The following is a 22130-nucleotide window of genomic DNA, read 5'->3' as shown; positions in this document are numbered from 1 at the left end:
TCGTTTTGCTTTAGGATTCAGTTAATATTTCTTGTTCATTTGATTCACTTATTGGAACAATTTTTGTTACCTCTAAATAAATGATATGATGACCTTCTATTTCTTTTACGATAAACTCATAACCCTGTTCGAAGATTTTTTCTCCTTCAATCGCATCAAAACTTTTTGTCATAACCCAGCCGCCAATTGTATCAATGTCATCTTCATCAATATCGATTCCTAGTAAGTCATTGACGTTTTCAATTAACATTTTGGCATCTAAAATATAATGATTTTCACCTATTTTTTGAACCTCTGGAAGTTCGTCAACATCAAATTCATCACGTATATCTCCAACGATTTCTTCGATAATATCTTCAATGGTAACGAGACCTGAAGTACCACCGTATTCATCTAATAAAATGGCCATATGAATTCGTTCACGTTGAATCTTCAGCAACAAATCTGAAATGGGCATATTTTCGATAACACGAATAATTGGTTGCATATAATCACTTACTGGTGTATTTGCATTAGTTGGATCTTTTATATAAGCAGTTAATAAGTTTTTCATGTTCACAAGTCCAATAATATGGTCTTTGTCCCCATCCGTAACTGGATAACGCGTATATTGTTCAACGCCAATTAATTCAAATACTTTAACTAAAGTTAAATCTTTTTCAATTGATATAATTTCTGTACGAGGGACCATAATTTCTTTTGCAATACGATCATCAAATTCAAAAATTTTGTTTACATATTTATATTCCGCTTGGTTGATTTCTCCACCTTTGAAGCTATCGGCAAGAATCATTCGAAGTTCTTCTTCTGAATGGGCTACCTCTGATTCAGAAACGGAATTTAATCCAAATACTTTAGTAGCTAAAAATCTTGCTGATCCGTTCATACCATGAATAATTGGATACATAAGTTTATCAAAAATGATAAGCGGTTTTGCAACTGCTAATGTAATTTGTTCTGCCCTTTGGATAGCAAATGTTTTTGGTGTTAATTCCCCTACTACTACGTGTATATACGTTACAAGGGAAAATGCAATGATAAATGAAAGCACAGAGGAAACACTCTCTGGAAGTGCAAAATACTCAAATGCTGGATGTAATATCACTTCTATTGTCGGTTCTCCAAGCCACCCTAAACCTAACGCGGTTATCGTGATACCGAGCTGACAGGCAGATAAATATTCATCTAGATTGGAAACGAGTTTTTTTGCATCTATCGCCTTTTTGTTTCCCTCAGCAACTAGCTGATCAATTCTTGTAGATCTTACCTTTACTATTGCAAATTCACTCGCAACGAAAAAAGCGGTGAATGCGATTAAGACAGCAAATGCTGCCAATCGTATGGCTATCTCCAAATAATTACTTTGTCCCTAACCCAGATGAGGGGTAGAACAAAGTGTACACCTCCTGTTTTCTAAAAAATAGTTACTATATGTAATAATAAAATATTGAGAGAGAAATTACAAATCTTTCTTCTTACATTAGAGGGATGAACATTATTATCTTCCATAAAATAAGAAAACATGGCAACAAAAAATTACATCATAATATTTACAAAAATTTAATATTCATTTTCGAGAAATGTATACGATAATAGGAACTAGAAGAATGGGGGGTAAGTATGTCAAACAAATACATAGAAATCTTAAAGGCTTCAACAAAGCTCGGATTGACGTCTTTTGGTGGACCGTCAGCACATATCGGATATTTTCATGAAGAGTACGTAAATAAACGGAAATGGTTGGATGATAAATTATATGCAGATATCGTAGCGCTATGTCAGTTTTTACCCGGACCAGCATCCTCTCAAGTAGGAATTTCAATTGGATTACTAAGAGGAGGTATAGCAGGAGGAATTATTTCGTTTCTAGGATTTACGTTGCCATCTGTACTAATACTGATGCTTTTTGCAGCATTTGTCACAACAACTGGTTCCTTTGATAGTGGTTGGATTCAAGGGTTAAAAATAGTTGCAGTTGCTGTTGTGGCGCATGCACTACTAGGTATGCAAAAAAACCTAGCTCCAGACCGCATAAGAATTACCATTGCTATAGTATGTGCGATTCTAACATTGCTTATTCCAACTGCAGTTGGACAAATTGGAGTTATACTTGTCGCAGGATTATTTGGTTTTCTTTACTATAGAAAAGAAACGATTGAACCAGCATCTAAAATGGAACTTTCATTTGGTAAAAAAACAGGTATTGTTAGTTGGGTATTATTTTTCGGATTATTAGTTTTATTACCTATCTTCAAGCCGTTTGTTCAATCTATTTATTATTCTATTTTTGATACATATTATCGTGTAGGTTCGATTGTATTTGGAGGAGGCCATGTGGTCTTGCCAATGTTACAAAGAGAAGTAGATGTAGCACCGGATATTTTCCTTGCAGGGTACGGAGCGGCACAAGCTGTTCCTGGACCACTTTTCACTATAGCAGGTTTTTTAGGCCAAGTAACTGCTGGAATTCCAGGAGCGCTTCTTGCTGTTTTTGCTATGTTTTTACCTTCGTTTCTTCTTGTAATTGGAATGTTGCCTTTTTGGTCGATTATTCGTTCTAAAAAAGGTATTCAAGCTGCTCTGAAAGGTGTCAATGCAGCAGTCGTAGGAATTCTATTTGCCGCTTTATATGATCCAGTTTTCACGAGTGCGGTGAAAGAGCCAATTGATTTTGTAATTGTTCTAATTACGGGTACGCTGCTAATTGTGTATAAATGGGCTCCGATTAAAGTAGTAATAGTTAGTGCTATTTTGGGTGCAATTGTGCATTCATTCTAATCATAATTTCTAAAGCTGAAAACGAAATCCCACCTTTAGTATAATTTTATACTAAAGGTGGGATTTACTACTTGAAGATTAATAAATTTCAATCGTATACATGGAATAACATTAGTTCATGAATCATTTTTTTCACAGTTTCTTCATCATCTGGTACTTCCCCAACCCACTTAATCATTCCATCTGCTTCGTAAACACCCGTATATCTAGTTTGTTTAAAGAAGAATGAGATAGACCAACCAGGAATTTGTTTATTTTCAAATAGAGGTTTAAAGCTAAAATGTTGTAGCAATCTAATCAACCTTTCATGTGAGTTAATGTATATGCATACACTAGTAGAAATGACTAGTGAAGGAGCATGTAATTGTTTATTGAAAAATTAAAGATGGCTATAGAAAATGAATATCATGACTATTATTTCTATCGTTCGATGTATATTCTAACGGATGACCCCTACTGGCAAGGTTTCATACAACATATATACGAAGATGAAAAAAGCCATTATGAAATGTTTCAACAGCTCTATTATATGCTGACAGGGGCATTTGTACAAAACTTGAATAAACCGGAACCTTGTTTCGATTTGAAAGCTTGTGCTAAAGAAGCGTTAAAAGGTGAGCTAGACGCGACGGAAATGTATAAGGAAATGCTATTACAAATACCTATACAGCAAGCGTATGCACCATTATTTATTGCCATGCAAGATGAGATGGAGCATGCAATTCGTGTATCCACAATATACAATGCATTGTAAAAGTGTTCACCAGTATTCAGTACGAGTCTTACTGAATAGAGAATTTGATGTATTTTCCTAACCTCTGCTATAATAAGTTTAAGCTTGAGGAAAAAGGTGAAATAGATGAGTTTTTTATGGACAATAACATTCATGGCAATAGTTGGAGCGGCGATTGGAGCTGTAACAAATCATTTAGCAATTCAAATGCTTTTTAGACCACATGAAGCAAAATATATAGGATCTTATAGAGTTCCTTTTACACCAGGCCTCATACCGAAAAGACGTGATGAGCTTGCAAAACAATTAGGAAATACAGTAATTCAACATTTACTTACTCCTGATATTTTTAAAAAGAAATATTTTAATACGAGCATGGAAGCAAAAGCTACTAGGTTCTTAACTCAACAGTTAAATAGTAAAATTCTTTTATCCGATAAAACTATTTCAGATTGGTTAAAGCTAGGTGGGCTTGATAATATAGCGTCCGTTGCTAATGAAAAAGTTGAAGAGCAAGTAGATGTTCAATTCAAAACAATAAGAGCTAGATTTCAACATGAAACCATTAGACAATTGGCACCTGCAGATTGGCAACTAAAAGCAGATAGTAAAGTAAAAGAAATTGTTGAATATGTCTTATTAAAAGGGGAAGACTTTTTCGAATCGGAAGAAGGAAAAATGACGGTAAAAAACCTCATTGATGACTTCCTTTCTACAAAAGGTACGTTAGGTAGCATGGTTCAAATGTTTGTCGGAGAGTCCTCTTCCTTAGCCGGAAAAGTACAACCTGAAATACTTAAATTTTTAAGATCGCAAGGTACAAAAAATATGATGGAGAACATTGTACGAAATGAATGGGAAAAACTAAAAGATCGTCCAGTCGTTGAAATGATGGATGGCTTTAATTTTGATCCTATTATTGTAAATGTCAAATCATATTTAACAAATCAGCTTGCCATTGAAGATCGATTAAATCATAGTTTAGTGCACTATTTCCCAGAAGCGGCAGAGTGGACACAAACACAACTTGTGCCTAAGTTAACTTCTTTTGCATTTAGAGAAGCGGAAGAAAAGCTTGAGGAAGTATTGCGAAAAATGAAGTTAGAGGATATGGTAAAAGAGCAGGTTGATTCTTTCCCCGTTTCCAGATTAGAGGAAATTGTTCTTGGCATATCGAAGCGTGAGTTTAAAATGATTACGATTCTAGGAGGATTCCTTGGTGGTCTTATTGGAATTATTCAAGGATTAATCGTATTTTTTACTAGTTGAGAATAGCGTGAACATCTGTCACGGCTAGGTTCTATAGTCTAGAAAATAATTTAATTAAAGGAGTTTTTCACATGATTAATATTTATGATGACATTAACAAATTAGAAACGACTCTTCGTCAAACAGATGAGTTCGCAAATGTAAAAGTGGCTGTTGAATCAGTAAAAGCAGACCCTGAGGCACTTGTATTATTCCAAAGCTTCCGCAAAATTCAAATGTCTCTTCAAGAAAAACAAATGAGTAATGAAGAGATTTCAGGGGAAGAAATAGAGTACGCTCAAAAAACAGCTCAGTTAGCACAAGAAAATGAAAAGATTTCTCAAATGCTTCAAGCTGAAATGGCATTGAGCCAGTTAATCGAAGAAGTTAATCGTGTACTCATTAAACCGGTACAAGAGTTATACGAAGGTATCTAATATGTAATCAATAAGGGTCTTCTACAATAAAATGTAGGAGACTCTTTTTTGTTCAATAATAAAGGGAAAGTTTTATCCAATGTCGAACTAAATATAAGTATGAATGAGTATTCACAAATAAAGGGGAATGAATATGTACAAAACATTACTAGTTGAAAAAAGTGGGAGAATTGCAACATTATCATTAAACCGTCCGGAAGCTATGAATTCAATGAATGAAGTAATGATGATGGAGCTAGCTGAATTTTTTGAGTCGATAAAACAAGATACGTCGATACAAGTTTTATTGTTAAAAGGGGAAGGTCGCGTATTTTCAGCAGGTGGCGATGTAAAAGCAATGCTTGATACAGAAAATCCTTTTAATATTGAAGAAGCAATGGAATATGTTTCTCGTATTGCATTGGCACTGTATACTTTGCCACAACTCACAATTGCTTCAGTTCACGGAGCAGCAGCCGGTCTTGGATTTAGTCTAGTACTTGGATGCGATATTATTATAGCGGAAGAAAATAGTAAGTTAGCGATGAATTTTAGTGGAATTGGATTAGTACCAGATGGAGGAGGACATTTCTTCTTGAAGGAAAGAGTAGGAATTCCAAAAGCCAAGCAGATAATGTGGAGTGGTCAACTATTTAATGGAAAAGAGGCAAAAGCGGTTGGTCTAGTAGACGAAGTTGCTTCAGATGGGCTTGGTTGGGCGACGGCAACGTCTTACGCACAAAAATTATTAGAATCCGCAACTGCTTCTCTTATAGCATCAAAAGAAATTTTACATGCTGGTCAAATAAAAGAATTAGAAATGATTCTTCAAAAAGAAGCGGTAACACAATCTACCTTGCGCAAATCTGTAGATCATAAAGAGGGGATTACAGCATTCGTAGAAAAGCGTAAACCCGCTTTTAAAGGAGAATAATAAAAGGGACGTAAACCGATTAAGGTTTACGTCCCTTTGAATTTGATAAAGGAACCACAATGAAGATTGGTGAACGAGAAGACATCAGCGTTCCAAGGCTTTCATTTTTAGAACCGTTTGTGCAATTTTTATTTATTATCGCCCGAACCTAACTCTTCCAACGGCTTTCATCGATTTTCAAGGAAATAGATTGCTTATGACCTTTGCATAAATTCTTGCATATTATTTGTGTAAATTTTAAAATTAAAACTAATCAAAATCGTCTTGAATTTTAATCAACTGATGTTTTATTATCGTTTTTTTCTAATAAGTCACTAAAATTATCTCCCCAATCACAGATGGAAGTTACAACGGGTTCTAAGAGTCGACCAATTTCGCTTAGTTGATACTCTACTTTAGGAGGTACAACAGGATATACAAATCTAGTAATTATTTTATCATCTTCTAATTCCCTTAATTGTCTAATTAGCATGCGTTGATTGACATCGGGAAGTTTTTTTTGTATTTCACTTAACCTTAATGGGGACTGTTGGATAAAACACCATATAATCGATATTTTCCAACGTCCACCTATAATTGATAAAGCCAAATCTTTGCCAGTGAAAAAAGTTTTATCTTTATAATGAATCACCAAGTATTGTCATTCCTTTCTATTAATATCACGGTCTTTAGTGACAAAAATGTCAGTATTGTATTCTAACATATAATCATGGGAATAGTAGAAAAGAAAATAACAGAAATTAGGAGTGCTTTGTAAGTTAGCAGCTGTCATTTGAACGAGGAGAATCACAGTATATATTGGTTTAGAAGAAGCAAAAGAGGTATGATGTATTAGTGAAATGCTATTACCATTTTTATGGTGACAAAAATGTCAGTATTGTATGCATTATCGTAATATGTAATTATGAGAAAGTAATATTAGAACACAAAAGAAAGAAAGAAGGGATTCATTTGAAAAGTAGAGCTGCTGTTGCATTTAAACCAGGAGAACCACTTCAAATTGTAGAAATAGATGTAGAAGAACCAAAAGCAAAAGAGGTATTAGTAAAAATACTGTATACTTCAGTCTGTCATACCGATGCCTTTACCTTATCTGGTGATGATCCAGAAGGCGTATTTCCTGCTGTACTAGGTCATGAAGGTGCTGGTGTTGTTGTTTCTGTAGGGGATGGAGTGACTTCCGTAAAACCAGGGGACCATGTTATTCCACTATACACGGCTGAATGTGGAGAATGTAAATTCTGTCGTTCTGGTAAAACAAACTTGTGTAGTGCCGTACGGGAAACTCAAGGTAAAGGTTTAATGCCTGATGGAACAACTCGTTTCTCTTATAATGGTGAGCCGATCTATCATTACATGGGAACAAGTACATTTAGTGAATATACAGTCGTTCCTGAAGTCTCTTTAGCAAAAATTAACCCAGAAGCGCCACTTGATAAAGTCGGTCTATTTGGATGCGGAGTTACGACAGGTATTGGTGCTGTTCACAACACAGCAAAAGTGGAAGAAGGAGCTGTGGCAGCCGTATTTGGTTTAGGAGCCATTGGATTAGCTGCTATTCAAGGGTTAGTTCAAGCAAAAGCGAGCCGAATTATTGCGGTAGACTTAAATGAAGATAAGTTTGAATTAGCTAAAAAAATGGGCGCAACTGATTTTCTAAATCCCGCTAAATTTGAAAAACCAATCCAAGAAGTCATTGTTGAAATGACGGATGGAGGGGTAGATTATAGTTTCGAGTGTATTGGAAATGTTGAAGTAATGAGGTCTGCTCTTGAATGTTGTCATAAAGGTTGGGGCGAAAGTGTTATTATCGGTGTAGCAGGCGCAGGTAAAGAGATCCATACTCGTCCATTCCAATTAGTAACGGGTAGAGTATGGCGTGGTTCTGCCTTTGGCGGCGTGAAAGGCAGATCAGAGCTTCCAGGAATGGTTGAAGATTATATGAATGGTAAAATCGATATCGATTCGTTTATCACACACAACTTAAACTTTACAGACATCAATGAGGCATTTGATTTGCTTCATAAGGGTGAGTCGATCCGTACGATGTTAACATATGGAGAGTGAGAAAGTGAGTCTTAAACTTATTGGAAAACATCGCTCTTTTGGCGGAGAACAATGTAAGTACCGCCATTATTCAGAAGTCTTACAATGTGATATGACATTTAGCATCTACTTACCATCAAATAAAGAAAAGAAAAAAATTCCTCTTATTTGGTGGCTATCTGGCTTAACTTGTACAGATGATAATTTTAGTCAAAAAAGTGGATTCCAAAGATTGGCTGAAAAATATCAAGTAGCAGTCATGATTCCAGATACTTCACCACGTGGAGAACATGTTGCTGATGATGAAGGATGGGATCTTGGACAAGGTGCAGGTTTTTATGTAAATGCGACACAAGATCCATGGGCAAAGCATTATAACATGTATACGTATATAGTAGATGAATTAGCAGCTATTGCGTCAACTTTGGTACCTAATTTTTCAGGAGAAGAAAGCATAATGGGCCACTCAATGGGAGGTCATGGTGCCTTAATAATCGGCATAAAAAATGCGGCGAGATTCAAAGCGATTTCTGCTTTTGCTCCTATTTTAAGTCCTAGTCAAGTCCCATGGGGAATAAAAGCTTTCTCCACTTATTTAGGCGAAGATAAAGCTTCCTGGAAAGAATGGGATGCCACTGAATTAATAAAAAATAGTATCGACTCCCCTCCAATCTACATTACGCAAGGATTAGAGGATCAGTTTTATGAGATTCAATTAAATGAGGATAACTTCTTAAAAAATGCTAATACTAAAATGGTAACCTATCAAAAAGTAGAAGGATATGATCATAGCTACTTTACGATTGCATCATTTATGGAAGATCATATTAAATTTCATAAAAACAATTTAAATAAGTGAAGTTAGAAACACTTTGCACGATATAAGCCTGTCCAGAAAATGTCTCAAATAAAACAAGCTAACGAAAATATCTACATTGCAGCTAAATGTAGATATTTTCGTTTACTGCATTTTGTCGTGTATTCCAGTTAACGATCTAAAAAAAAGAAATAGTCTGAAGGGGTGAGATAATTGGGAGATATAGTTAAAATGGATATTAAAAAAATGTTAGTTAATGACCTTGTTAAACCATTCTTATTAAAAGCTCGTTATGGGATTGAAAAAGAAAGTAAACGAGTTGACTTATCCGGAAATTTAGCTAAAACAGATCATCCTAAAAGTATTTCGCAGCGAGATGATCATCCGTATATTCAGCGCGATTTTTCAGAATTACAGATGGAAATAATCACACCTGTTACGGAGACATTAGAGGAACAGTTTAATTACTTAGCAGCGATCCATGATGTTGCTTATCGTTCTATGGGTAATAATGAGATGCTTTGGCCATTAAGTATGCCGCCACAGTTACCAGAAAAAGAAGAAAATATTGTGATTGCAAAATTGAAAAGTGTAGAAAATGTTCAATATCGTCAAACTTTATCCAATTCTTATGGTCGTCGTAAACAAATGATTTGTGGTGTTCATTTTAACTTTGAATTTGGCGATGAGTTAATTCAAGCGTTATTTAACACACAATCGGAGATTAAAGATTATCGCCATTTTAAAACAGAGATTTATCTAAAAACCACAAGAAACTATTTACATTATCGATGGTTATTTACTTATTTTTATGGTGCTTCTCCTAGTAGTGAAAAGAACTTTTTTGAAGAAGAATCTTTGAAAGAGGCAGTAAGAAGCATTCGAAACAGTAAATATGGTTATACTAATTCTGATGATGTTCAAGTGTCATATAGTAGCATACAGACCTATCTATCAGACCTTTCTTCTATGGTTAAAAGAGGTATTCTATCAGAAGAAAAAGAATTTTATTCACCTGTCCGTTTAAGAGGCGGATATCATGTTTCAGATCTAGCGGATCACGGCATTAGGTATATTGAATTGCGAAATATAGATTTAAATCCTTTTGAACCGTATGGAATTGGTTATGAACAAGCAGAATTTCTCCATCTTTTCTTAATTTATTTACTCTGGAAAGATGAAGGAGAAAATTGTGATGAGTGGGTAAAAATGGGCGACTTTTACAATGATATAGTGGCTCTTGAGCACCCATTAGAGCATACACAATTTGAAACAGAAGCTAAAAATGTGATTGATGAGATGGAACATTTAGCAGCAACTTTAAATTTAACTATTTCAAATAAGCTATTTGCTCGCCTGAGAGAAATGCTAATGGACCCAAGCAAGACTTTAGCTGGAAGACTGTATAAAGAGAGTGAGAAAAGCAGTCAAAGTCAAGTAGCTACGTGTATTGCTAAAGAAAATTATGCAAAATCATGGGATAAGCCATATCAATTAACTGGATTTACTGACATGGAGTTGTCCACACAGATTTTAATATTTGATGCCATTCAACAAGGAATCCAAGTAGAAATTTTGGATCGTCAAGATCAATTTTTGAAGCTTCAATTAAAAGATCATGTTGAATATGTGAAAAATGGTAATATGACTAGTAAAGATAGCTATGTATCAACTTTAATTATGGAAAATAAAACAGTAACAAAGAAAATTCTTCAACAACATGGATTCCGGGTGCCGCAAGGTAAGGAATTTCAGACAATAGAAAAAGCTTTACTTTCCTATGATATATTTTCCAACAAACCTTTTGTTGTGAAGCCGAAAACAACAAACTATGGATTAGGAATATCTATCTTCAAAGAAGGCCCAAATTATGAAGATTATCAAAAAGCCATCACATTAGCATTTAAAGAAGATTCTTCTGTATTAATAGAAGAATTTCTTAGTGGAACAGAATATCGATTTTTTGTGTTAAATGATAAGGTTTATGCTGTTTTATTACGAATTCCTGCGAATGTTAAAGGTGACGGTAAACATACAATCGAAGAGTTAGTCATTCAAAAGAATCGTGATTCGTTAAGAGGAAAAGACCATAGGACCCCTTTAGAAAGTATACAATTAGGTGAATTGGAGAACCTTATGCTAAAAGGTCAAGGATATCAAATGGATTCGATTCCAAAAAATGATGAAATCATCTATCTGCGTGAAAATTCTAATATTAGTACAGGTGGAGACTCGATCGATGTGACAGATCAAATTCCGGATGATTATAAAAAAATAGCGGTGGATGCGGTATCTGCACTTGGAGCTAAAATTAGTGGGATCGATTTGATTATTGAAAATACAGAAGTTCCTGCAGCTAATAAAAATGCTTATGGAATTATTGAGGCGAACTTTAATCCATCCATGTATATGCATATCCATCCATATAAAGGAGAGTCTCGACGTTTGACTATGCATATCATACATTATTTATTCCCTGAACTATTGCAAAGTCAGTCAAATTAGGGGTACACTAAAAAAACGCTCATTTACACATTGTTATATAATAATGACATTAGAAAAAGGAGGTTGAACAATGATTGCTACTTATGAAGAAAATATAGCTAGTTTTGATAAAATAGATTCCGTAAAAGCACAGGAATTGGTAAAAGGGGAAGGCGAAGCCGTTATCTATATCGGCAAGGCTGTATGTCCTTATTGTCAAATATTCATTAAAAAACTAAAAAAAGTTGCTGAAGAAACTGATACTCATATCTATTATGTCAATAGTGTGGAAGAATCTGATATGGAAGGTATTACGGCCTTCCGAAATGAATACGACATTCCAACGGTTCCTGGTTTCATCTTCACTAATGGTGACACAGTAAACGTGAAATGCGATTCATCCATGCCAGAAGAAGAAATCAAAGCTTTTATGAATAAATAAATCAATTCCGAAAGATAAGAAAGTATAAGAATTTCCTCGACTTCGAAAACAGGTTGTACGATTTTTTCTAGATCGCTCTGGACAGTACGAAAGACTTACACTTAAATAAAAAGAGGAGGAGGTGAAGAAAGTGACTGTGTCACTTTCTTCACCTCCTCATTCTTTTTCTCGTTTATTCTACTACAAAAGGTTTCGTCCAAAGCGAACCGACAACGTCCATTTAGAAAAGGGAGCTTATGCTTTTCTCAAAAGATAAGAAAGTATAAAAAAATCCTGCAAAATCTGTCTAGCTCCAGCGCCTTGCCCCTCGGGGTCAAATGGGTAATCACTGCGGTGGCTGAGGAGCTGCCTCCTCGCGATTCCCCATTTGCCTGTCGGGGCAGAGATAGGCGCTTGCGCTTTTCTAATTAAACATGAAATAATACAAGTTTTCCAGAGCTGTTTACTAGCCTGTGAGTTATTCCTGTCAAGCCTTTTTCTTCTATTGCTAGTTCCCCTTTTACCTTCGCCTCGTCGTCATTTTCATACGTCCAAGTTTCCTCTGTAATGACCTTCCCTGTTGGTTCAAATGCAGTAAATTTATACGATTTCAACAGTCAACACCCCTTTGTTATTATTATCTATAGTATACATAAAAAGTTAGTAATTTCCTATTGAAATATGTTAAAATAAGAACAAATATTCGTTTTTTGAATGGGGTGAAATAAATGACAGACGTTCGATTTCTACATATAGCAGATTTACATTTAGACAGTCCATTTAAAGGGATTTCAGCTATTCCTAAGAACAGGTGGAAAGATATACGTGAAAGTACATTTCATGCATTTTCAAACATTATTGCATATGCAATTGAACATAAGCCTGATTTCGTTTTAATTGTAGGGGATATCTATGATGGAGAAAATCGGAGTTTACGTGCACAGCATTTATTTCAACAAGGGATGGAAAGATTACAGGCAGAAGGAATACCTCTTTACATTTGCTATGGAAACCATGACCACTTAAGTGGAAACTGGGTTCGCTTTCAACTTCCGGAAAATGTATATGTATTTGGAGAGAGTGTAGAAACGAAAACATTGAAGCTAAACGGAGAAATAGTGCATATAACAGGTTTTAGCTACAAGGAAAGACATATACGTGAAGCAATGCATTCATTCTATCCTATGGCAGATAACGATGCATTTCATATAGGCATGCTTCATGGAAGTGTGGAAGGCAATACCGAACATGATGTGTATGCTCCTTTTCGAAAAAACGATTTACTGGAGAAAGGATATGATTACTGGGCATTAGGTCATATTCATAAGAGACAAACATTGCACCCTGATCCTCCAATTGTTTATCCGGGTAACACGCAAAGTAGGCATCGGAACGAAAAAGGTATGAAAGGTTTTTATGACGTAACTTTATCAAAAAATAAAGTAGATTTTACATTTATTCCTACATCTGCTTTTATATATGACACACTTGAAGTTTCATGTGAAGGAATAGTTCACGCCAATGAATTAATTCAACGTATCGATCAATCTCTAAATAAATTTAGGGAAGAATTCGGAAATGCAATAGTAGAACTTACCTTGATAAATATGACAGATGAAACAAGAGAGATTTTTGATACATCTTCTAAAGAAGAGTGGCTAACAATCATCCAAGAGAGTACAGAAACTACTAATCCTTTTCTCATCGTTAAAGAGCTACATATGGAAGTTCCTACAATAAAATTGAAAGAATCGACAATGGTTTTAGAGTTAATCAATGAGTGGGATATACAAGATTGGAAGCGCGTATTGAAAGATGTATATCAGCATCCACAAGGCAGTAGATTTATACCTGCGATGAACCAGAATGATGTAGAAGAAACGATAAAAGAAGTGGAGCAAATGCTCTCTGAAGTTGTAACGACAAAGGGGGAATAGTGAGTGCTGATTGAAAAGCTACATATATATGGTTTTGGAAAACATGAAAATGTTGAAATCAATTTAATAGATGGAATAAATGTTTTCTTTGGGGAAAATGAAGCTGGAAAGTCTACAATCCAACAATTCATTTTGCATATATTATTTGGGTTTCCACAAAGGAATGCACAGGTGTTAAGATATGAACCGAAAAGTGGAGCCAAGTATGGTGGAAGGATTCAAATTTTGGATGATCATGGGGCTCGTGTAGTAATTGAGCGTGTAAAAGGTAAGGCAAGTGGAGATGTCACTCTATACTTCGAAGATGGAACACGTGCTGGAGAAAAAGAATTAGCATCCCTGCTCCATTCTTATAGCCGTGCAGATTTCGAAGCCATTTTTTCATTTTCATTGTTACAATTACAAGGTTTTGAAAAAATGACAGAAGACGAGCTAACAAGAACACTACTTTCCTCCGGCACAACAGGTATGGATACCTTATCCAGTGTAGAAGCACAATTCGTAAAAGAAATGGGAGAGTTATTCAAACCTACTGGCAAAAAGCCGTTGATCAATCAAAAAATAGAAGAAGTAAGAGAGTTAGAGGTTGAATGGAAAAAATTAATAGAAGAAGCAGATAAATACGAACCTTCAATGCAAAGATTAAAGGAAATTGATATTGAATTAGAACGTTTTAGTGAAGATGAGAAAGCACTGTCTAGTCAATTACAACAGTATATGCAATGGAAACAGCTACATCCGATAAAGGTAAAGGAAGTAGAACTAATACATGCGCTAGAAACGGTAAAGAATCAAACATTCCCACCTGATGGTATTCGTAGATTTGAAGTGATAAAAGATAAAGAAATAAACATCAAAATAGAAAACGAGCAGTTAATTGGAAATTTAAAAGTCCTAATAAATAACAATGAAACAATAACAGTACAACAACTTGAAGAAATACGGTCTTTTTTAGCATATGAAACAGAGTGGCATGAGCTAAGGGCGAAGCGAATACAAATTGAAGAAGAACACAGCAATACATTGCAAAGCCAAATGCAGCAATTAGCTTTAGTCGGAGTAGATTGGGAGAAAAGTTTAACGCATATTGTCGAGGCAGATGTGTCCATCCAACAAGAAGATAAGCTTGTGTCATTACTGAAAAAGCACGAACAGCTAGAAAGTGAATTACAACAAGAATCACGTTTATTGCAAATGAAGACGGAAGATTTACAGCAACAGCAAGCACGTATGACAGATGCAAAACGGACAAGTCGAACTTCTTCTAAAAAGAACGAAGCACAAGGGATTGGATTTCTATTCATAGGTCTTATTCTAATACTTGGATTCGTTTTTAGTTTCTTACAATCTAACTGGATCATTGCTCTAATAGCAATAATTATATGTGGACCAGTGTATGCTGGCTTTTATTTTATTCAAAAAACAATGCAAAAAACGAATGATATAAAAGCATACGAGCGTTTACTAGTGAAGGAACATCAAACCCTTCAAGACCAAGTAAAGCAGCTTGAACAAGCGATTAATGCCTTAGAACAGGAAAAACGTCGGATTGAGCAAGGTGTACAAATATTTTTAACGACTTATCATATAAGCGAGCAGCTTTCTCCTAGTTTGTTACCAGAGTTGTTTAATCGTTTCCGTAAAATTCAGGATCAACAAATACAGCTAGAACATATGGAGACTAATCTATATGAGGTAAGAAGCAGATTGCAAAAGTTAGAGAAACAAGCGCAGGAGTTAAGCAATATTTCTTTGGTAGAAGGTATGCTATTTCATCAATTGCGAGAGTTCTATTTAAGCGAAAAGAAAAGAATAGAAGAATCGGCAAATATGGATAAGCAGAAAAAAGAAATAGATGTAAGGCTAAAGGAAAATCAGTTACTTCTAAATGCATACAGTGAAAATATGGATCTACTTTTTCATGAAGCAAAAGTAGAATCAGAAAATGATTATTACGCTGCGTATCATATATACGAACAGAAGTTAACATTAGAAAAAGAATTAGTACAAATAGAACTACAATTAGGAAAGAAGAAAATAGGATTAGAAGATTTTGATGGAAATTTTGAAATCAAATGTAATGAAAACCTAAAAACTCTGCAAGAACAGCGAAACAAGCTAGTGGAAGAAAAAGCGTCATTATCATATAGATCTACTAAACTCATAGAAGATGATGAGCAGAGTGAAAAATTGCAACACTTGGAGCAGAAAAAAGCAGAACTACAACAATTAGTGAAAAAATGGGCTGCATTTAAAGCGGTTGTTGAAGCAATCAAACAAATAATGAGTCAGTTAAAAGAAGAAAAATTACCGGAAGTTCTAGAAAGTGCGCAAAGTTATTTTCACACGTTAACAGGAAAAGCATATGAAAAGCTTGAATTGACGCCAGAAGGCAACTTTGAAGCAATAAAAAAAACTGGTCAGCGATTTAAGATTGCAGAGTTAAGTCAAGCGACAAAAGAGCAAGCCTATATTTCACTTAGACTAGCACTTGCCGTTTCTTTAAAGAATAAGGCACCTTTTCCTATCATTATGGACGATCCATTTGTACATTTCGATCGTTTCCGACTACAACAAATGGTACAATTAATGACGGAGCTACAGGAACAACATCAATTACTCTACTTTACATGCCATGAAAATATGCAATATGTTTGGAAAGATGCGCATATTGTACAAGTAGAGACATTATTAAACGAAAAGGGAGGGATTGTGCAATGACAAAGATTACACAACTACGAGTAGGAGATCCAGTAGATCATTTCTTACTCATTAAGCAATCTTCAAAAGGCGTAACAACAGTAGGTAAACCATTTATGTCACTAGTCTTACAAGATAAAAGTGGAGATATTGAAGCGAAACTTTGGGATACGAATGATGAGCATGAAAAACTATTCGCTGCAGGCCAAATTGTTCGTGTAGGTGGAGAAATTCAAGATTATCGTGGGAAATTTCAACTTCGTGTGAAAAGCATTCGACCAGTGAAAACAGATGAGCCTATAGAAATTCAAGATCTTGTACCTTCTTCTGAAAAACCAAAAGAAGAGCTGATGGAAGAGTTAATGCAATATTTCTTTGAGATGAAAAATCCGGTAATACAACGCATTACTCGCCATTTATTGAAAAAGCATCAGGTTGCATTTATGACGTACCCAGCAGCTATGAAAAATCATCATGACTATGCGTCAGGTTTAATCGATCATGTAGTATCGATGTTACGACTTGGTAAATCATTATGTGAGCTCTACCCAACGTTGAATAAAGATCTTCTATATGCTGGTATTATTTTGCATGATATCGGGAAAGTAGCAGAACTTACAGGTCCGGTAGCAACGACGTACACAGTAGAAGGAAATTTACTTGGTCACATTACGATAATGGTCAATGAAATTTCAAAAGCAGCAGAAGAACTTGAAATAGAAGGGGAAGAAATCATGCTTCTTCAACATATGGTCCTTTCTCATCATGGTAAAGAAGAATGGGGTAGCCCAAAACGTCCAATGCTTCGCGAAGCAGAGATCTTACATTATATTGATAATATTGATGCGAAGATGAATATGCTTAATCGTGCATTAGATAAAACAGAACCTGGCGAATTTACAGAGCGTCTATTTGCATTAGAAAACCGCTCATTCTATAAACCAACATTTGAATAAAAAAAGCGTAAAGGCTATATAACATAGCCTTTACGCTTTTTTTTGGAATAAATTATTTTGCTTCTTCAGCAGGAGCCTCTTCTACAGGGGCTTCTTCTACCGGAGTCTCTTCCGCAGGAGCTTCAGCTGAATTTAAGAATTCATCAAGTGCTGTTTTTAAATCTTCATCTTTAATTTTGACCTTCGCATCTTTTAATAATTTCGCAACTTTTGTTAATAAAGCAGCTTGATCCGCTTTTGCAAGCTTCAATTGTTTTTCTAGCTCGTCTTTTTTATCTTTATATGACTCTTCAATTGAACGAGTATCTGTAACTTCGATAACGTGATATCCAAATTCAGATTGTACTGGCTCACTAATTACATTTTTCTTAAGACCAAATGCTACATCTTCAAATGCCGCAACCATTTTTCCTTTTCCAAACCAACCAAGTTCTCCACCAGTTGTTTGTGCTGCTTCTTCAGTAGAGTATGCTTTTGCTACTTCTGCAAAATCTTTACCTGATTCAAGTTCTGCTTTTACTTTTAAAGCAGTTGCTTCATCTGCTACAAGTACGTGACGTGCATTAATTTCATTTTTAATATTTTCATATTCTGCTTTAATTTCATCTTCTGTAACTTCCACATCTTCAATTAATGCTTTTTCTTGTAGTAAGTTAAGTTTTAAAAATTTCTTGTATGATTCTTCCGTATATCCAGATTGCGCGATATATGATTCGAAATTTTCTCCAAGTTGTTTTTTGTCAGCAGCTAATTGAGTATCCACTTCTTCATCAGTTACATCATATTTGGATTCAAGTACTTTTTCAATAACTAATAGTTGGAATGCTTGGTCTCCAATAGAACCCTTCATTTCTTCATATAAGTCATTTTGTGTGATGTCCCCAACTTTTGAAGTAGCAATTACTTCGCCACCGTCAGCAGAATCGTTGCTACAAGCACCTAAAGCAAGTATGGATGCTGCTAATGTTAATGATAAGACTGTTTTTTTCATGAATTAATTCTCTCCCAACTTCTTTGTATTGCAGTAGTAACTATAACATAAACGAAATAAAAACAAAAATGGTTCCCGTTCATTTGCCTACCGAATAATTTAAAATCCGCATAGGATAAATGAGAAAGGGAGGTGTTAAATATGGGTAACTCTTATCAATCTTCAGGTTCTTCAGGCTTCGCGTTGATCGTAGTATTATTTATTCTACTAATCATTGTTGGTGCTGCGTTTCTTTACTAGAGAAGAGTAAGCCAAGATCGTTTATACGATCTTGGTTTTTCTTTCAAATAAGGATACATAAAGAAAAAACCCTAAATCATTCACATGATCAGGGTCTACTTTTTCTCTTAAACTGCGTAAACTAATTCTACATAGAATGTCACAAGAAGTAGCGTAATTAATATATTAATCGTACGAAAAATCTTCTGGTGTTTTTCTTCTGGAATTTCACGAGATGTTACTAATGCAAATGTCATTCGATTGATTTGTATCAAATAAAATGCTGAGAATAGAAGCAAAGTAAATATAATCATGTCTAGACTCCCTTCATATACTAGTAAGCATATCAAAGAAGGAATAGAATTTACAAGTGGTAGATATTATAACTAAGATATTGGTGCTATTAATATTTCAAATCCAGTAGCTGTTTCTTCAATTAAGGCAGTCTTTGGTGACTTCATTAAATTTTTTACATAGATTAAATCTATTAAACACATACCGCAATGATACGCTAGTAAAATAGTAAAATAATGTGAAAAAGCAGGCACTAAAATAGCGGCCGAAAGAAGAGAAAGATTAATAAATAAAAATGGTGACATTAAAACAAAGACAAATCTATTTTTTTTGATAGGCTCCGAAATACGCAATGAAAATATTGGTAAAAATCCAAACTGCTTGTACATAATAAATTTCAGCTTATTTGTATGTCCAAAAATCGCTAGATAATGAAAAAATTTATGCAGTGGATAAACGCATAAAAAAGAAAGTACAAAGAGTAAAAAATATTCGTCAGATTTAGCGGAATCATTAAATATTCCTAATAAAACATAAGCAAAAGAAAAAACAATCATAACAATTAGGGAAGATAATAGAAATAATCGATCAAAACCGTATTGTTTTTTCACGTTTATGGTTTTCCAGCAGTGCATTTTGATGCATCTCCTAATAATAGAATGAATTACTACAGATACATACAATACGATGTTTAAATGAAAAAAGCAATACATTAAATGTTAAGTATTTTGTAACGCTTACATGCTTGATTATTTACTTTTTGGTTTGGTCGAATTATCTATATTTTGTAGGGATTTTTCAAAAATATCCATGAAATCGTCTCCGTAAATGTTACGAATAACTGCAGTGACTTCCATGAAATCTGGGAATTTACCATAAATCTCTTTGATCGGGATAGAACCTTCGATTACAGAGTGTGTTGTATCGTGATAGTTTTCGTACATTCTTTCTAGTAATTCTTTCCCTTCAGGCGTTACGTTTACATAGGTATTCCGTTTATCTGTGTCTCTTTTAGAGAAAGAAAGTAAGCCTCGTTCTTCTAACTTTTTAGAAAAGTTAAATGCAGTTGAAACATGCATAACACCGAATTTGGCGATGTCTGAAATTGTTGCACCTTCTAAGTGGTAAGAAATCCATAAAATATGGTGTTCATTAATATTCAAGTCATAAGGTTTTATCCAATTTTGCCAGTCTTTTTCAACTGCTTTCCAGAGTGCTTTTGATAGCTGACCGATGCGCTGACTGTAGAGCATTGCTTCTTTTAATGTATAAAATTCTTCATTCACAATAATACCTACTTTCTATTTTTTATTCTTTCGAATATTATAGCAACAAAGTATGTAAGTTGGAAGAAAATATACAAAAATATTATTTTTCTTCTAATAAAATGTTTTAGGGGAGCGCCGAACAAACAATAGTAATAGGATGATTAAAAACATTAGAGGAGCTACGTGACACAGTCGCGTAGCTCCTCCTCGAATTCTCGTTTATTCTATTACAATAAGTTTTGTCCAAAGCGGACCAACAACGTCTATGTGAAAAAAACGATTTTCTACTTATTTATTTCTTTAGGTTTAGGCAATATTTTCTCTAATTCTTCCATTGCTAATTGAATTGAAGTTATTTCATCTTGAAGTTGTTGTTGAATTGGTGCAGTTTCACTTTTCCATTGCATAATACTTTCTTTTAAAGATTCCGCCGTTTCGGGGAATACTTCTTTTGAATCTTTTGTTAGATTTTCAATGGATATTTTTACATCTTGTAATTTTAGTCTGGCATCTGAGAGTTTTTCTTTAAAATCAGTGGAAGTACTCTTTATAGTAGATCGTACCTCACTACCAGATTTTGGTGTAGAAAGAAGAACTGTAGAAGCTCCAACTACTGCTCCAGCTGCTATTCCTATTAAAAATTGAGTTACTTTCACATAAATCACTCCTTATACTATATTCTTCCTTATTTATACCTTATTAAAACATATTTTTATATACAAAAAAAGCTTTCCTTTTAAAAGGAAAGCAAGTAATTTTAAGCAGTGATAGCTGTACTGAATTTAGATCTCTTAATAATTTTCCCGATAATCGGATAAATCACGAAAAATGCTATTGCATTAATAACAATTGCAGGAAGAACTACTAAAACAAATAGTTCTTTAAATACCATTCCTGCTCCAAAAACAAAAATAGCTGTTGATAAAAATATAGTTCCAGATACGACTGTGCCGACACATGTAAGTAAAACTGCGACGGATAATTTATTAGCGTGTTTATTCAGTAGAAGTACTAATCCGAAGAAAATGAATGCTGTAATCGATTTGTCGAGTACATTTGGAACAAATCCTCCAGGGAATGTTGAGAACAATCCAGAAATCACTCCTGTAGTTATTCCAAGTAAAAATACACTTTTTACATCAGGGAATAAAAGAATTCCAATAAACATCATTGTTAACATGAAATCTGGTTTCATACCACCGTTAAATCCAGGGATAATAATATACAATACTGCACCGACTGCTAATAATAAGGACATTAATACTAAATTTTTCGTATTCACTTCTCATCTCTCCTCAGCTTATCTATGTTCTTTTTGTTAATCCCTCTAACGTATCCTCATGATCGTTAGCAGAAACTTATTTATGATTGTAAATCGAAATCACTAAAAATGCAATACTAGTTCTTTAGTTTTTCAAATAGTTCTTTTGCTAGATCTTGAATAACTTCCGGAGTAAATGTTTTTTCTTTTGTATTAAATGTCGGATGGAAGCCATCTGTTTGATCATAGCGCGGAATAAAATGTAAATGGAAATGGAATACAGTTTGTCCTGCAGGAGTACCATTATTATTGAGTAGATTCATGCCTACTGAACCAAAAGATTCTTGTAAAGCATTTGCAATTTTGGGAACCACTTTAAAAAGATTACTTGCTTCTTCTTCCGATAACTCATAGACATTTTCTTTATGATTCTTTGGAATGATAAGAGTATGTCCTTTTGTCACAGGCATAATATCCATGAATGCGTATACATGCTCATCCTCATAAATTTTTGCACTTGGAATAGAACCGTCAATTATCTTACAAAAAACACAATCGCTCATCCAAAAACCTCCTATTCATTGTTAAGTGAAGTTTATCATATATTAATACAACATTGTATTGAAA

24 protein-coding genes are annotated in these 22130 nt (G+C 34.5%); 13 read left to right on the top strand and 11 right to left on the bottom strand.

The window, feature by feature from the left end; all coding sequences use genetic code 11:
- Window positions 1–10: 10 nt before the first annotated feature.
- On the bottom strand, window positions 11–1336 hold the full coding sequence (locus C7437_RS10350) for a hemolysin family protein (protein ID WP_111439611.1): 1326 nt from the start codon (window positions 1334–1336) through the stop codon (window positions 11–13).
- 284 nt (window positions 1337–1620) lie between these two features.
- Here C7437_RS10350 and chrA point away from each other — a divergent pair, with 284 nt between their 5' ends.
- Entirely contained in the window at window positions 1621–2778 is a 1158-nt protein-coding gene (gene chrA / locus C7437_RS10345; RefSeq protein WP_111439610.1) for a chromate efflux transporter, read from the top strand.
- Between the two features lie 88 nt (window positions 2779–2866).
- Here chrA and C7437_RS10340 read toward each other — a convergent pair whose 3' ends face one another.
- Window positions 2867–3070, bottom strand: a complete 204-nt coding sequence (locus C7437_RS10340; RefSeq protein WP_111439609.1) for a YheE family protein — start codon at window positions 3068–3070, stop codon at window positions 2867–2869.
- 72 nt (window positions 3071–3142) lie between these two features.
- Between C7437_RS10340 and C7437_RS10335 the strand changes: the two genes are divergently transcribed.
- From C7437_RS10335 to C7437_RS10320, 4 genes are all read left to right on the top strand, one after another.
- On the top strand, window positions 3143–3532 hold the full coding sequence (locus tag C7437_RS10335; protein WP_111439608.1) for a ferritin-like domain-containing protein: 390 nt from the start codon (window positions 3143–3145) through the stop codon (window positions 3530–3532).
- 105 nt (window positions 3533–3637) lie between these two features.
- Complete coding sequence (locus C7437_RS10330; protein WP_111439607.1) at window positions 3638–4780, top strand: DUF445 domain-containing protein; 1143 nt, start codon at window positions 3638–3640, stop codon at window positions 4778–4780.
- A gap of 71 nt (window positions 4781–4851) precedes the next feature.
- Complete coding sequence (locus tag C7437_RS10325) at window positions 4852–5196, top strand: YlbF/YmcA family competence regulator (RefSeq protein WP_111439606.1); 345 nt, start codon at window positions 4852–4854, stop codon at window positions 5194–5196.
- Between the two features lie 133 nt (window positions 5197–5329).
- Window positions 5330–6109, top strand: coding sequence for an enoyl-CoA hydratase (locus tag C7437_RS10320; RefSeq protein WP_425450565.1), 780 nt, complete (start codon window positions 5330–5332; stop codon window positions 6107–6109).
- Window positions 6110–6380: 271 nt separating this feature from the next.
- Here the strand turns inward: C7437_RS10320 and C7437_RS10315 are convergent, their stop codons facing one another.
- Entirely contained in the window at window positions 6381–6743 is a 363-nt protein-coding gene (locus C7437_RS10315; RefSeq protein ID WP_111439604.1) for a winged helix-turn-helix transcriptional regulator, read from the bottom strand.
- A gap of 317 nt (window positions 6744–7060) precedes the next feature.
- Between C7437_RS10315 and C7437_RS10310 the strand changes: the two genes are divergently transcribed.
- The 4 genes from C7437_RS10310 to C7437_RS10295 all read left to right on the top strand — a co-directional run bounded on the left by C7437_RS10310 (window position 7061) and on the right by C7437_RS10295 (window position 11898).
- Complete coding sequence (locus tag C7437_RS10310; protein ID WP_111439603.1) at window positions 7061–8176, top strand: S-(hydroxymethyl)glutathione dehydrogenase/class III alcohol dehydrogenase; 1116 nt, start codon at window positions 7061–7063, stop codon at window positions 8174–8176.
- Window positions 8177–8180: 4 nt separating this feature from the next.
- On the top strand, window positions 8181–9014 hold the full coding sequence (gene fghA, locus C7437_RS10305) for an S-formylglutathione hydrolase (protein WP_111439602.1): 834 nt from the start codon (window positions 8181–8183) through the stop codon (window positions 9012–9014).
- 189 nt (window positions 9015–9203) lie between these two features.
- Entirely contained in the window at window positions 9204–11477 is a 2274-nt protein-coding gene (gshAB, locus tag C7437_RS10300; protein ID WP_111439641.1) for a bifunctional glutamate--cysteine ligase GshA/glutathione synthetase GshB, read from the top strand.
- Window positions 11478–11547: 70 nt separating this feature from the next.
- A complete protein-coding gene (locus C7437_RS10295) occupies window positions 11548–11898 on the top strand; it encodes a DUF6568 family protein (protein WP_111439601.1) in 351 nt (116 codons plus the stop codon).
- Window positions 11899–12305: 407 nt separating this feature from the next.
- On the opposite strand, the gene C7437_RS10290 is transcribed toward C7437_RS10295, so the two are convergent.
- Window positions 12306–12491 (bottom strand): YhzD family protein, encoded by a 186-nt coding sequence (locus C7437_RS10290; protein WP_111439600.1) that lies wholly within the window; start codon window positions 12489–12491, stop codon window positions 12306–12308.
- Between the two features lie 114 nt (window positions 12492–12605).
- On the opposite strand from C7437_RS10290, the gene C7437_RS10285 reads away from it, so the two are divergent.
- From C7437_RS10285 to yhaM, 3 genes are read left to right on the top strand one after another with little or no spacing between them, the layout of a single operon-like run.
- Window positions 12606–13814: a metallophosphoesterase family protein gene (locus tag C7437_RS10285; protein WP_111439599.1), complete on the top strand. Its 1209-nt coding sequence runs from the start codon at window positions 12606–12608 to the stop codon at window positions 13812–13814.
- Between the two features lie 3 nt (window positions 13815–13817).
- The gene (locus C7437_RS10280; protein ID WP_111439598.1) at window positions 13818–16535 is read left to right on the top strand and encodes an ATP-binding protein; all 2718 of its coding nucleotides are present in this window, start codon (window positions 13818–13820) and stop codon (window positions 16533–16535) included.
- Complete coding sequence (yhaM, locus tag C7437_RS10275; RefSeq protein WP_111439597.1) at window positions 16532–17470, top strand: 3'-5' exoribonuclease YhaM; 939 nt, start codon at window positions 16532–16534, stop codon at window positions 17468–17470. Before C7437_RS10280 ends, yhaM begins: the two co-directional genes overlap by 4 nt.
- 52 nt (window positions 17471–17522) lie before the next feature.
- On the opposite strand, the gene C7437_RS10270 is transcribed toward yhaM, so the two are convergent.
- Window positions 17523–18461: a peptidylprolyl isomerase gene (locus C7437_RS10270; RefSeq protein ID WP_111439596.1), complete on the bottom strand. Its 939-nt coding sequence runs from the start codon at window positions 18459–18461 to the stop codon at window positions 17523–17525.
- 141 nt (window positions 18462–18602) lie between these two features.
- Here C7437_RS10270 and C7437_RS10265 point away from each other — a divergent pair, with 141 nt between their 5' ends.
- On the top strand, window positions 18603–18701 hold the full coding sequence (locus C7437_RS10265) for a YjcZ family sporulation protein (protein ID WP_111439595.1): 99 nt from the start codon (window positions 18603–18605) through the stop codon (window positions 18699–18701).
- Between the two features lie 107 nt (window positions 18702–18808).
- On the opposite strand, the gene C7437_RS10260 is transcribed toward C7437_RS10265, so the two are convergent.
- The 6 genes from C7437_RS10260 to C7437_RS10235 all read right to left on the bottom strand — a co-directional run bounded on the left by C7437_RS10260 (window position 18809) and on the right by C7437_RS10235 (window position 22066).
- Window positions 18809–18994, bottom strand: a complete 186-nt coding sequence (locus tag C7437_RS10260; RefSeq protein WP_111439594.1) for a hypothetical protein — start codon at window positions 18992–18994, stop codon at window positions 18809–18811.
- Window positions 18995–19066: 72 nt separating this feature from the next.
- Window positions 19067–19585, bottom strand: coding sequence for a DUF3267 domain-containing protein (locus C7437_RS10255; RefSeq protein ID WP_245909267.1), 519 nt, complete (start codon window positions 19583–19585; stop codon window positions 19067–19069).
- A 138-nt stretch (window positions 19586–19723) separates the two neighbouring features.
- Window positions 19724–20260, bottom strand: a complete 537-nt coding sequence (locus C7437_RS10250; RefSeq protein ID WP_111439592.1) for an HTH-type transcriptional regulator Hpr — start codon at window positions 20258–20260, stop codon at window positions 19724–19726.
- Between the two features lie 266 nt (window positions 20261–20526).
- Window positions 20527–20898: a YtxH domain-containing protein gene (locus tag C7437_RS10245; RefSeq protein WP_111439591.1), complete on the bottom strand. Its 372-nt coding sequence runs from the start codon at window positions 20896–20898 to the stop codon at window positions 20527–20529.
- Between the two features lie 101 nt (window positions 20899–20999).
- Window positions 21000–21524 (bottom strand): tryptophan transporter, encoded by a 525-nt coding sequence (locus tag C7437_RS10240; protein ID WP_111439590.1) that lies wholly within the window; start codon window positions 21522–21524, stop codon window positions 21000–21002.
- Between the two features lie 116 nt (window positions 21525–21640).
- Window positions 21641–22066, bottom strand: a complete 426-nt coding sequence (locus tag C7437_RS10235; RefSeq protein WP_111439589.1) for an HIT family protein — start codon at window positions 22064–22066, stop codon at window positions 21641–21643.
- Window positions 22067–22130 lie beyond the last annotated feature (64 nt).

The sequence above is a fragment of the Psychrobacillus insolitus genome (assembly GCF_003254155.1).
Classification (GTDB): domain Bacteria; phylum Bacillota; class Bacilli; order Bacillales_A; family Planococcaceae; genus Psychrobacillus; species Psychrobacillus insolitus.
Note: the sequence above shows the minus strand (reverse complement) of the source record. Positions and strands in the feature narration are given on the sequence as shown.